Source organism: Verrucomicrobiia bacterium (assembly GCA_036405135.1).
GTDB lineage: Bacteria > Verrucomicrobiota > Verrucomicrobiia > Limisphaerales > JAEYXS01 > JAEYXS01.
In genome coordinates, this window is sequence record DASWYF010000020.1 from 54,236 (window position 1) to 65,553 (window position 11,318).

The following is an 11,318-nucleotide window of genomic DNA, read 5'->3' on the forward strand; positions in this document are numbered from 1 at the left end:
ATGGAAGGAAGGTTTGTGTGTGCAATGGGAGATTGAACCAGAAACGAAACAGCAGGTCGATAAATCAAACAGGGGAGAAATCATATGATTGCAAAATATCACATCGAGTATCTGGTGGAATTCGGCAGACATCAGCAACCGCATCATTATCAGACCGACGATCCGGTCGCAGCCGAGGAATTTCTGTCCGAGCTGCTGCAACGCGGTCTGGTGATCCAGCACATTCGCCATGAAGGAGTAGATCTTCCCCGCAACGAGTTTGACCGCATGATCAAGACTGCTGGCGGTTTGCTGGCTGCCCGGCAGATCCAAAAATCCCTCAAGCTGAGTGCGGAAGAGGAACACTTCCGGTTCGGTTTTGCAGCTTGAAGTGAACGCCTGACCCCGGAAAACGCCGGGCGGCAGATAAATGTCATGAAACATTCATTTACCATATTGATCGCAGGAATTCTTACGGCGGCAGGGTTGATCACCGGCCTGCGTGTGGCTGAGGCCGCTGATCAACCCACCCGCACGGTCATGCAGGTCAAGCTGGTGCATGCGCAAGGCATCATGGAGGGCATTGCCAAAGAAGATTTCCAGAAGATCGGAGGCAATGCCCAGAAGCTGGTGCAATTGAGCCAGGGCACTGGATGGTATGCCCGCCAGACGCCCGAATACGAACTGTTCACCATGGAGTTCCGCCGGCATGCAGAAACACTGGTAAAGGCGGCGAAAGATCAGAACATTGATGCGGCCACTGGAGCCTATATGCAAATGACCGTGAGCTGCGTCAGCTGTCATAAGTATATGCGCGGTGCGAAACCGGTCGTGTTCAGCAAATAGGTTTCGAGTATCAAATGTGGCATCATGAATTCGAGATGGTTGAAATCAACTTTCTGCATTAGATTGCGCCCATGCTGTTTCGGAGATTGGAAAGCATAGGGCGTACATTTCACCACTTGCAACGGGCGCGAGAGATCGCCGGGGTGTTCCTCAAGTATGGTTACGAGGATCTTCTCCGCCGGCTCCACCTCCCCGCTCTGCTCGACATCCCGCTCAAACACCTCCACCGGCACGATCCGGCGGTCGCCCAGCTCTCCCAACCGCAGCGGCTGCGCCGTGCGCTTGAGGAACTCGGTCCTACCTTTATCAAGCTGGGCCAAGTACTCGCCTCACGTTCAGACGTATTGCCTGACGAATTCGTGAAGGAATTGACCAAGCTGCAGGATCAGGTGCCCGCCATTCCTTTTCTGGAGATCCGCCGCATCATGCAGGCAGAGCTGCGCGAACCGTTGGAGAAATGGTATAGCAGTATCGATGAGGTTCCGTTGGGCTCTGCCTCCATCGCCCAAGTTCACAAAGCTGTTTTCCATGACGGTTCTGCCGTCGTCATAAAAGTTCAGCGCCCGGAAGTGCGGGAGACGGTAAAAGTTGATTTGGAGATCCTCGAACAGCTCGCCGGACTCGCGGAGAAGCATCTGGATGGCTGGCGTGTGCACCGCCCCGTTTTGCTCGTGCAGGAGATGGCCAAGACTTTGCAACGCGAGACGGATTTCAATTGCGAAGCCGCCCACGTGGAGCGCTTCGCGCGTCAGTTCGACAAAGACCCGACGATTCATGTCCCCAAGGTCTACCACGAGGCGACCACGCAGCGCGTCCTCACCATGGAATACATCGATGGTGCCAAGGCGGCCTCGCTGGTTCCCGAGGCGATCGCCCCCTCCGAACGCAAAATCATCGCGGAACGCATCGGCGATCTGCTCCTGAAGCAGATCTTCGTGCACGGCTTCTTCCATGCCGACCCACATCCGGCGAATGTCCACGTGCTCAAAGGCAACGTCATCTGCTTTTTGGACTATGGCATGATGGGATTCATGGATGTGCGCACGCGAGAGAACCTCGCGGACCTGGTGTGGGGCATCTCCCGGCAGGATGAAGCCAGCGTGGCGAACGCTCTGGTTCGTCTCTCCTCCGCCGATGCCGATCCTTCGCGGCCTGAATTGGAAACGGACGTCGCCGAGTTCATGCACCGGCATTTCTATCGTCCCGTGAAAGAGCTGGAGTTTGGTCGTCTCATCATGCAGTTGTTCCAGCTCACGGGCCGTCATGGGCTCAACATCCCTGCGGATGTGTTCGTGATGCTGAAAGCGCTGGGACTGATGGAAACGATGGTGCGTCGCTTGAATCCCGAGCACGACATAATCGCCCAAGCGACACCTTATCTGCGCAAAGCTCGCTTGAGCCGTTTGCAACCGAATCGCCTCGTGGGTGCGATCACGAACTTCGGCCTCGATATGGCGGACATGGTGCGCGAACTGCCCGCGGAAGTCCGTCGTATTGTGGCTCAAGTGAAGAGAGGGGAGGCACGAATGGTCTTCCGTCATGAAGGACTCGATCCCGTGATGGAATCAGCCGAGCGCATCAGCAACCGCCTTTCTTTTTCCGTGGTGTTGGCTGCCATGCTTATCAGCTCATCACTCATCATTCATGCGGATATTCCCCCAAAATGGCATGATGTCCCCATCATCGGTCTGATCGGTTATCTGATTGCCGCGCTTATGGGTTTCGGGCTGCTCATCTCCATTATCAGGCACGGTAAGATGTGAGGCGTTTATTTTCGGCTGTTGTCCTTTGCTCGCTGGTCTTTCCGATAGCGCCGCACGTCCAATGCCGTTTTTAAAGCAACCAACAGGAGCAGCACGATGGATGGCGCGTTGAATATCGCCAGCAAAATGCCGCCCAGCAAGATGGCTACATGCAATACGATGACGCGCCCATAAGGCTCCATCGCGATCTGAGGCAGTGTGGCTTTCCTGTAATCCCCGGTGCGTAGATAATCCCAAAAGAAATAGACGGCATAGCTCGCCACTATGCCCGCTATGGCCCAACCTAGCTTGGCTTCTTGAACAGCAGGAATCAAATCTCCCGGCCCGGAGTGCATCGGCATAAATCCGTCGCTCCGGCCAAAGAAACTGATCACGAACATTCCATGCACGAAGGTAAAGATACCGTAGTGGACACAGAAGAAAGGGAGGAGAAACGCTTTCGCCGCCCATGCCTTCGTCTCCCGCGGACGCGCCAGCAGCATCCGTAACGCGGTGAATACACCCACGATCACGTTCTCACACCAAAAGAGCAGCATGAGGGTGAACGCCTCCCAGCCAAAGAACATCACACCCACCAATGGAACCAGATTGCCAGCGATGATGATCCATAAACCCGGTTCCGCCCAACGCGGCTCCGTTCCTGTCTCAACGATATGCCGCTTTTCCATCACGACGGGTCAGTTCCCTCGCCGTTAGTATCTCCCTCTTCTTCCGTTTCCGCAGCGATACCCACGATGCGATCATCCTGCGTCTCCCATTGCTGCAGCGCCGGGCAGTTCCCTTTTTTCCACTGTTTGAAAGCCGTTGGAAAATCGCGTTTATGCAGCTCGTAATTCTTCACTCCGCAGGCATTGCACCCTTGGACAGAAGCGTAAGGCTTGTATATGCGTGGCCGACCGATGACTCGATAGGTATCTGCGGGAAAAGCAGTCTGCGGCCGCTTATCTAAAACCAAATAGCTCACCGGCAGCGAACGCAGGTCAACCCCCATGAGATGCGCGAACTTGCCCCACTCCGGATCCGTGAAGATATCTGATGGCGGCTCCGCGAAATGATGGCACCAATCGCGCTCATTCCCCGGCGCCAAGATGCCGCATTGCTCAGTGTGAGGGCAGGGGGCCACGATACTGAATTGGGAACGCAAGCGTTCACGCACGGCGATCAATGTGAGACTGGCCTCATACATGCCCGGCTCCACCCAGATCACGACTTCTGCCTTGGCGACGTAGTTTGCCAGTTCATCGATCTGCTCCGGTGTCAGTTCCGTAAGCACATGGCTGAGCAGTAGAATGCCCGGTGTCTCCGGCAGGCCAGATTGCACATTCAGTTTTGAGAACTTTTTGCGCGCTGTCTTTACTGCAAAGTCCATTGCCAGAGGCGATCGATCCCATACACGCAAACCCGTTACCGCTTCCGCGCCGAAATGATGAAGGAAAGCACGTCCTGCCACGCCGCTGCCACAACCCCAGTCCAGCACTTCGCTGTTTGGTGGTGTCCAGCCGAGCGCCTTCAGATCATCCAGCACATAATCCCATTTCCAGCCGATGCGTTGCGCGAACGTCTGGTTGTAGGAATCCAGATCACTGAAACTCTGCCAGTAATCAGCATTGCCAGCCGATCCGGCGAGGTAACCTTTTCGGAGCCGGTCCAGTGCGTGCCAGTCTATCGTTTCCCAATTCATTCAGATGAGCCGTGGAAACATACCACAGCGTTTGAAACGCTGTTTAACAGAAGCACGGCCAAAACCAAGCGGGAAGGAAGACTCCTACCTGGATACATTTGTGACTTTCACGCCAGTTTTTCTCAACTGCTTGAGCAACTTGTCATTCGCAGTCGAGGCATCCGTGAAAAGATGATCGACCTCGCTTATGGGACATAGCGTACACATGGCTTGCTTGCCGAACTTGGTGTGGTCAGCGAGCAGGGCAACCTGCGAAGCCTGCTCGATCATCACCTTTTCACTGCCCAGCACCGTCTCTTCGTAATTCGTCGCCGCTTCTGCATCGATGCCCGCAGCGGAGAGGAAGGCCCACTTCGCCCGATACTGGCGCAAGAACGCTTCAGCTTGCGGACCAACGACTAAACCCGCTTCAGGCTGAAGTAACCCACCGCATAGATAAACTTCCGCACCACGCTGCGAACCTTTCAAGCGATCGATGGCCTGGGCGATGACAAGGGAATTCGTGAGGACGCGGATGCGTTTGAGGGCGATGAACTCAGCGAGTTGAAACGTCGTCGTGCCACCATCGATCATCACGACGTCACCGTCTTGCAGGAGGGCGGAGGCAGCGCGGGCAATGGCGCGTTTGGCTTCGGTATTGTCACCAAGGCGTTTCGCGAAGGCGGGCGGGCCCATCTGCAAGGTACCGCCACCAGCGAGACGGATGCCGCCCCAAGTGCGCTCTACCTGACCGGTCTGCTCCAATTCCACAAACGCCCGCCGGATGGTGGCGGAGGACGCGCCCAAACGCTCGCACGCATCCGTGAGCGAGAGCTCCGGATCGCTCTGCAACAGCGCGAGGATCTGTTTGAGGCGTTGTTTGCGTTTCATCTTTTAACCTGTAGCAGCCGAGGTAACGAGGCTCATGCCGATTCCTAAACCCTGAATCTCGGTCAGAGCCTCCTCGCGTCGGCTTCCACTTTTCAGTATTGACTACGTGACAGAGTTAGTCATAAATCAATCATAATTCAATCACTTTTTGATTGGGCAGTTATTTTATTCGAATCAAATGAAGACCTATAAATTCGTCAATGACCTGTGGAAGGATGAGGAAGCCGCCAAGCTCAAGGGCATGGATCGCCTCGTGTATCGCTCGAACAAGCTGGGTGCGGATCAGCGCATCACGAATACCGGCGGCGGCAATACTTCCTCCAAGTTGATCGAGAAAGATCCGCTCACGGGTGAAGATGTGGAAGTGCTGTGGGTGAAGGGTTCCGGCGGTGATCTGCGCACGAGCTTGCGCGAGAATTTCTCCTCCCTCTATCAATCCAAACTCATTGGCTTGCAGAAGTCTTATGGTGCGCGCGCGGACAAGGGGCTGAAGTCGCAGGCGGAAGATGACATGGTGGCGGCGTATAACCACACCACGTTCAATCTGAACCCGCGCGCGTCGTCCATCGACACGCCGTTGCACAGTTTCATTCCGGGCAAGTTCGTGGATCACATGCACCCGAACGCGATCATCTCCATCGCGGCGTCCAGCCGTTGCCAGGAGTTGACGAAAGAGATCTTCAACGGCGAGATGGATTACGTGCCGTGGATGCGCCCGGGCTTTGAGCTCGGTCTCGCGATGCAGGAGATCGTGAAGAAGAATCCGAAGGCTAAGGCCATCATGATGGGCCAGCACGGGTTCATCTCTTGGGCGGATGACGACAAGGAATGCTATCACGTGACGCTCGGTTACATCGAGCAGGCGTCCGCTTACATCGAAGCGAAGTATCAGGCTAAGGGCGGCGATGCGGCTGCGTTCGGCGGGGCGAAATATCAGACCCTCGCGCAGGAGAAGCGCAATGAAGTGTTCGCGGCCATCTTGCCGTGGTTGCGCGGCCAAGTGAGCCAGCAGAAACGTTTCATCGGTACGGTGCAGGATGACGACAAGATTCTCCGCTATGTGAATTCCAAGGACGCGCCGCGTCTCTCGGAACTCGGCACGAGCTGCCCGGATCATTTCCTGCGCACGAAGATCAAGCCCTTGTATGTGGACTGGAATCCGCAGGCGGAAGATCTCGCCGCGCTGAAGACGAAGCTCAAGGCGGGCATCGAGCAGTATCGCAAGGATTACGCCGCGTATTACGAGAAGTGCAAGCACGCGAACTCCCCGGCGATGCGTGACGCGAACCCGACGGTCATCCTCATCCCCGGCCTCGGCATGATCGCGTGGGGCAAGGACAAGAGCGAGAGCCGCGTGACGGCTGAATTCTACAACTGCGCCGTGGAAGTGATGCGCGGTGCAGAAGCTATCGATAAATACATCGCGCTGCCGCAGCAGGAAGCGTTCGACATCGAGTACTGGCTGCTCGAAGAAGCGAAGCTGAAGCGCATGCCGGCGGAGAAGGAACTCGCCCGCCAGGTCATTGTCGTGATCGGTGCCGGTTCGGGTATCGGCAAGGAAACGGCGCATCGTCTGGCGAAGGAAGGCGCGCACATCGTGTGCGTGGACTTGAACGCGGACGCGGCGAACGGCACGGCCAAGGAACTGACCGACAAGCTCGGTCAGGGCATCGGCGTGGCGGGCACGGGCCTAAGCGGTTGCGGACCGGCCATCGGCTTGAAGGCGAACATCACAGATCGCGCGAGCATCCGCCAGATGTTGAACGAAGTGGCGCTGGCTTACGGCGGGTTTGATTCCATCTGCGTCACCGCCGGCATCTTCGTGCCGAGCGACACGACGGGTCACATCCCGGATGACAAGTGGGCGCTGACCTTCGGCATCAACGTCACGGGCAGTTACCTCGTGGGTGATGAAGCGGCGAAGACGTGGAAAGAACAGGGTCTGCGCGGCAATCTCGTGCTGACGACCAGCGCGAACGCGGTGGTGGCGAAGAAGGGCAGCTTGGCTTACGATTGCTCGAAGGCCGCCGCGAACCATCTGGTGCGCGAACTCTCCATCGAACTCTCCCCGCTCGTCCGCGTGAACGGCGTGGCTCCGGCCACCGTCGTGCAAGGCTCGGCGATGTTCCCGCGCGATCGCGTCATCGGCTCGCTCGCGAAATACAACATCCCCTACACGGAAGATGAAGCGACGGATTCGCTGGTGAAGAAACTGGCGCAATTCTACGCCGATCGCACGCTCACGAAGAGCCCGATCACCCCGGCCGACCAGGCGGAAGCCTACTTCCTGCTGGTGACGAACCGCCTGAGCAAGACGACGGGTCAGGTCATCACGGTGGACGGTGGCTTGCACGAGGCGTTCCTCCGTTAAGCGATAGATATTAAGGATTCAGAGACCGCCGCGTGGAGTGATCTGCGCGGCGGTTTTGTTTATACAGCGCCAGATTTTACTTTTCATCAGAGACGGTTTGTTCAATATCGCCCAAGAGCAACGGGCTCCCGGTTTCTAAAGCAAAGGAAGGAATGGCTGAGTAATCAGTATTTAAAAATCTGAATACCAAAACGAACAATTTCATTCGACCAAACAAACCCTAACTCATCACTAAGGAACATATGGCAATCGCAGCACTTATCTGCATGTTTATCGGCATCGCAATCGCATTCATATTCGGCATCCAGCTGCTGATCCTCGCATTTCGCACCTCGATTTTGTGGGGCCTCGGCTACATCTTTGTGCCGTTCGTGAGTCTTATTTTTGTCGTGGTTCACTGGGATGAGGCAAAGACGCCTTTCTTGCGCGGGCTCCTGTGCATCCCCTTCATGATCCTCGGAGTGGTGCTGTCCTCTATGGGCAAGTGATAACTTCCCGTTGACGAAGGGGCCTTCTCTGCTACGTTGCGATTAGTGAGCGCGATCAACACGCGATTTTATTGGTTCGGTTTTAACGGCTATTATTATAGCCGGCCGCACTTGCGTGTTGAGATGTCCCGCTAACTGGCGACAATTTCCAGATAAAGAAAACTCAACCGCAGGTGTCACACCTGCGGTTTTTTGTTTGTCGCCCCGCAGTGTGAGTCATCGGAAAACATAGGCAAAAGATATGATCATCGTATTGAAACCGAACCTTAGTCGTAAGGACGAACAGGCCGTGCTCCGCGAGATCCGCAGGCTCGGCTACCAACCGCACGTGATGCGTGGCGTCGCACGCACGGTCATCGGTGCAATCGGGGACGAGCGCAAGAATCACACGCTGGAAACGCTCACCAGCATGACGCAGGTGGAGAGCGTGATGCCCATCCAGAAGCGCTTCAAGCTGGTGAGCCGCGAGGCGCATCCGGCGAACTCTACCATCAAGGTGGGCAAGGACATCGTCATCGGCGGCAGCAAGGTGCAGATCATGGCGGGGCCTTGCTCGGTGGAGAGCGAGAAGCAATTGCTCACCACCGCTCATGCCGTGAAGGCAGCCGGTGCAACCATCTTGCGAGGTGGCGCTTTCAAGCCGCGCACATCGCCCTACGAGTTCCAAGGTCTCGGCGAGAAAGGACTCAAACTTCTCGCCAAGGCGCGGAAGGAAACGGGTCTCGCGGTTATCACCGAACTGCTCTCCGAACAGCACGTCGAGCTGGTGGCAGAATACGCGGACATCCTCCAGATCGGCGCGCGCAATGCGCAGAACTTCCAATTGCTCATCGCCGCCGCGAAGACCGGTAAGCCCGTGCTGCTCAAGCGCGGTCTCTCGATGAAGATCGAGGAATGGTTGCTGGCGGGCGAATACGTCCTGGCGAATGAGAACCCGAACCTGATGTTCTGCGAACGCGGCATCCGCACGTTCGAGACCTACACGCGCAACACGCTGGACCTGACCACGGTGCCGATCATCAAAAAAGAATCGCACTGCCCCATCGTCATCGACCCAAGCCAGGGCGCAGGTCGTGCGGACCTCGTCGCCTCCATGTGCAAAGGTGCCGTCGCCATGGGTGCCGATGCGTTACTCATTGAAGTGCATCCGAATCCCGCCGAAGCCCTCAGCGACGGCGCGCAGCAAGTCACGCTGGATGGCTTCGCGAAGTTGGTGAAAGAATTGAAGCCGATCCTAGCGGCAGTGGGCCGGGAGTAAGCAGGACATTTCAAGCGCACGGTCGAGGCATAGACGCAGCGAAGCAGGCCGGAAAATTCCAGCCTGCTTGCTGTTCAGCATTAAGCTGAAATGACGCTGTCCCCTTCTCCTTACATAGATCAATGAAAGCATTGTCTGCTTGCGGTAGCATGCTCAAATCTTCACGATTCGCATTCATCAGTGTTCATCGTGGTTAACTCATGGCTACTACCAAAACATCGGAAGCCCTCATCGCTGCTGCAGCGGATTTGCGTGATGCGGTTGATCACCTGACTTTCGCAGCGCCGATCTCGCATGTTTACAACCCGCTGGATTACGCGTGGGGACCGCATACCACGTATCTGAAACGGTTCGGGGCTACTAAGAAGCGCGTCATCCTACTGGGCATGAATCCCGGGCCCTTCGGCATGGCGCAGATCGGGATTCCGTTCGGAGAGATCGCGGCAGCGCGGGATTGGATGGGGATCAATGAGCCGGTGGGCAAGCCGAAGGATGAAAGCCCAAAGCGTCCGGTGGAGGGTTTCGATTGTCCGCGTTCCGAAGTGAGCGGGCGGCGGTTGTGGGGCTTGTTTGCGCAACGCTTTGGCCCGGCGGACAAATTCTTCGCGGATCATTTTGTGGCGAATTATTGCCCGCTCGCGTTCCTCGAAGGCGGTTCACGTAACATCACCCCGGACAAGCTGCCTGCGGCTGAGAGTGCCCCGCTCTACGCCGCTTGCGATGTGCACTTGGGCCGATTGGTAGATATCTTGCAGCCGGAATGGCTCATCGGCATCGGCGGGTTTGCGGAGGAGCGGGCATTGGCAGTGGCGGAGAAACATCCGGTGAAGGTGGGGCGGATTTTACATCCGAGTCCGGCCAGTCCGGCAGCGAACAAGGATTGGGCGGGGAATGCGACGAGGGGTTTGGTGAAATTGGGGATTTGGGAGGAGTGAGGCGGAAGCTGAAATCACTTCTAGTTCACATAATCTAGGAAACCCTCTCCAGAAGACCAAGGTTCCCAAGCACCACGAGGCGAAAACTCACCCACCTGACCCGTGGTAGGATCAAAACCGAAGCAGTAGCCTTGCGTGTCATCACCCAAGAGCCACATGTTGCTGGTAGCGCAACGTGCACCATAGACGTAACTCGGGTGCATAGGCTGCTTATAAATCACCTTACCGGAAGGCGCTTCTCCACTCCCGATATCCCTCAGATATTGAAGATATGCCTGGGGCAATTGAGGATACTGGTCAAGCAAAGCTGCGATTTCCGAATCTGTAAGAGGTTTAGGCTGACTCATAAGCATGACCTACTTCACATTTTCGATTTCTTCGCTTTAGGACGCGGTCGGCCATCTGACCAATCCAAATCGCTCAGCATCCCGATAAAGCCCAAGACGGCAAAGGTTCCAGCGCCGATCATAACGGCTTGGAGCCAGTCGGTCTTAAAGACAAACTTCGCTATCAAGGCGGCGATGAGGGATACGACCACCTTCGCGACGAACAGCACCGCCATGAAGACACCGCCTACTAGCAGGATCACTATCAGATCCCGCACTTGCTTCCATAGGGGATAGTCTTTGCCGGTGGCCGAGCCTTTTTCCGCTTCCACTTTATCGGCGAAGGTAGGATCAGCTCCCATGGCGCAAGGCATACACAGGCCATCGGTCCGCTCTGCGGTAGCAGGCTGAATGACGGTGGAGCAGGTCTGGCATTTAAGCGGGTCCGCCATGTTGATGATTTCTTCAAGTCTTCGGGATTGAGTGCTTACGAGCAATTACATTTGCCGGCGAGTCATGTAACCTTCGATTTAATGAAATTTTGTCTCCATATAGCGCATGTAGCTCATGGAGGGTTACCGGAGAGCTGAAAAATCGGGCAGACTGATGCCCGTGAAGATTAAGAAGAACATAGCTGGGCGAGGAGAGGGGGACAGGTCAGTTCCGCCTCCTTATCCCGCAGTCGCAGGACAGCTACTGGGAGGCAAAGGTGCTTCTTACCAAGGTGGTGGTGGATTGGTCGCATGGCTGGCGAACGTCTACTTCTCCATGCTGACAACATCCATGAGTTTGCCTGTGAAA

At 56.1% G+C, this 11,318-nt stretch carries 12 protein-coding genes; 7 read left to right on the forward strand and 5 right to left on the reverse strand.

Annotated elements, in window-relative coordinates; translation table 11 throughout:
* Nucleotides 1-84 precede the first annotated feature (84 nt).
* The 3 genes from VGH19_08820 to VGH19_08830 all read left to right on the forward strand — a co-directional run bounded on the left by VGH19_08820 (nucleotide 85) and on the right by VGH19_08830 (nucleotide 2,588).
* Nucleotides 85-369 carry a hypothetical protein gene (locus tag VGH19_08820; GenBank protein HEY1171456.1) on the forward strand — a complete coding sequence of 95 codons (285 nt, stop codon included), beginning with the start codon at nucleotides 85-87 and terminating at the stop codon, nucleotides 367-369.
* A 45-nt stretch (nucleotides 370-414) separates the two neighbouring features.
* Nucleotides 415-825 (forward strand): hypothetical protein, encoded by a 411-nt coding sequence (locus VGH19_08825; protein ID HEY1171457.1) that lies wholly within the window; start codon nucleotides 415-417, stop codon nucleotides 823-825.
* A gap of 71 nt (nucleotides 826-896) precedes the next feature.
* Nucleotides 897-2,588: an AarF/UbiB family protein gene (locus tag VGH19_08830; GenBank protein HEY1171458.1), complete on the forward strand. Its 1,692-nt coding sequence runs from the start codon at nucleotides 897-899 to the stop codon at nucleotides 2,586-2,588.
* A 5-nt stretch (nucleotides 2,589-2,593) separates the two neighbouring features.
* Here the strand turns inward: VGH19_08830 and VGH19_08835 are convergent, their stop codons facing one another.
* From VGH19_08835 to VGH19_08845, 3 genes are all read right to left on the reverse strand, one after another.
* On the reverse strand, nucleotides 2,594-3,256 hold the full coding sequence (locus VGH19_08835; protein HEY1171459.1) for a DUF6498-containing protein: 663 nt from the start codon (nucleotides 3,254-3,256) through the stop codon (nucleotides 2,594-2,596).
* Nucleotides 3,256-4,269, reverse strand: coding sequence for a class I SAM-dependent methyltransferase (locus VGH19_08840; GenBank protein HEY1171460.1), 1,014 nt, complete (start codon nucleotides 4,267-4,269; stop codon nucleotides 3,256-3,258). Before VGH19_08840 ends, VGH19_08835 begins: the two co-directional genes overlap by 1 nt.
* A gap of 84 nt (nucleotides 4,270-4,353) precedes the next feature.
* Nucleotides 4,354-5,139, reverse strand: coding sequence for a DeoR/GlpR family DNA-binding transcription regulator (locus VGH19_08845; GenBank protein HEY1171461.1), 786 nt, complete (start codon nucleotides 5,137-5,139; stop codon nucleotides 4,354-4,356).
* 178 nt (nucleotides 5,140-5,317) lie between these two features.
* Here VGH19_08845 and VGH19_08850 point away from each other — a divergent pair, with 178 nt between their 5' ends.
* The 4 genes from VGH19_08850 (at nucleotide 5,318) to VGH19_08865 (ending at nucleotide 10,191) form a co-directional block, all read left to right on the forward strand.
* Nucleotides 5,318-7,510, forward strand: coding sequence for a bifunctional rhamnulose-1-phosphate aldolase/short-chain dehydrogenase (locus VGH19_08850; GenBank protein ID HEY1171462.1), 2,193 nt, complete (start codon nucleotides 5,318-5,320; stop codon nucleotides 7,508-7,510).
* A gap of 242 nt (nucleotides 7,511-7,752) precedes the next feature.
* On the forward strand, nucleotides 7,753-7,998 hold the full coding sequence (locus VGH19_08855) for a hypothetical protein (GenBank protein HEY1171463.1): 246 nt from the start codon (nucleotides 7,753-7,755) through the stop codon (nucleotides 7,996-7,998).
* Between the two features lie 241 nt (nucleotides 7,999-8,239).
* Complete coding sequence (gene aroF, locus VGH19_08860; protein ID HEY1171464.1) at nucleotides 8,240-9,256, forward strand: 3-deoxy-7-phosphoheptulonate synthase; 1,017 nt, start codon at nucleotides 8,240-8,242, stop codon at nucleotides 9,254-9,256.
* A gap of 200 nt (nucleotides 9,257-9,456) precedes the next feature.
* On the forward strand, nucleotides 9,457-10,191 hold the full coding sequence (locus VGH19_08865; protein ID HEY1171465.1) for a uracil-DNA glycosylase family protein: 735 nt from the start codon (nucleotides 9,457-9,459) through the stop codon (nucleotides 10,189-10,191).
* Nucleotides 10,192-10,211: 20 nt separating this feature from the next.
* On the opposite strand, the gene VGH19_08870 is transcribed toward VGH19_08865, so the two are convergent.
* Together VGH19_08870 and VGH19_08875 are read right to left on the reverse strand one after the other, a co-directional pair.
* Nucleotides 10,212-10,394 (reverse strand): hypothetical protein, encoded by a 183-nt coding sequence (locus VGH19_08870; GenBank protein HEY1171466.1) that lies wholly within the window; start codon nucleotides 10,392-10,394, stop codon nucleotides 10,212-10,214.
* A gap of 158 nt (nucleotides 10,395-10,552) precedes the next feature.
* Nucleotides 10,553-10,969 (reverse strand): hypothetical protein, encoded by a 417-nt coding sequence (locus VGH19_08875; GenBank protein ID HEY1171467.1) that lies wholly within the window; start codon nucleotides 10,967-10,969, stop codon nucleotides 10,553-10,555.
* Nucleotides 10,970-11,318 lie beyond the last annotated feature (349 nt).

Coding starts and splice junctions, on each gene's coding strand:
- VGH19_08830 (HEY1171458.1), top strand. CDS start 897: ATGCTGTTTCGGAGATTGGAAAGCATAGGGCGTACATTTCACCACTTG.
- VGH19_08840 (HEY1171460.1), bottom strand. CDS start 4,269: ATGAATTGGGAAACGATAGACTGGCACGCACTGGACCGGCTCCGAAAA.
- VGH19_08850 (HEY1171462.1), top strand. CDS start 5,318: ATGAAGACCTATAAATTCGTCAATGACCTGTGGAAGGATGAGGAAGCC.
- VGH19_08855 (HEY1171463.1), top strand. CDS start 7,753: ATGGCAATCGCAGCACTTATCTGCATGTTTATCGGCATCGCAATCGCA.
- VGH19_08870 (HEY1171466.1), bottom strand. CDS start 10,394: ATGCACCCGAGTTACGTCTATGGTGCACGTTGCGCTACCAGCAACATG.
- VGH19_08820 (HEY1171456.1), top strand. CDS start 85: ATGATTGCAAAATATCACATCGAGTATCTGGTGGAATTCGGCAGACAT.
- VGH19_08845 (HEY1171461.1), bottom strand. CDS start 5,139: ATGAAACGCAAACAACGCCTCAAACAGATCCTCGCGCTGTTGCAGAGC.
- VGH19_08825 (HEY1171457.1), top strand. CDS start 415: ATGAAACATTCATTTACCATATTGATCGCAGGAATTCTTACGGCGGCA.
- aroF (HEY1171464.1), top strand. CDS start 8,240: ATGATCATCGTATTGAAACCGAACCTTAGTCGTAAGGACGAACAGGCC.
- VGH19_08835 (HEY1171459.1), bottom strand. CDS start 3,256: ATGGAAAAGCGGCATATCGTTGAGACAGGAACGGAGCCGCGTTGGGCG.
- VGH19_08865 (HEY1171465.1), top strand. CDS start 9,457: ATGGCTACTACCAAAACATCGGAAGCCCTCATCGCTGCTGCAGCGGAT.
- VGH19_08875 (HEY1171467.1), bottom strand. CDS start 10,969: ATGGCGGACCCGCTTAAATGCCAGACCTGCTCCACCGTCATTCAGCCT.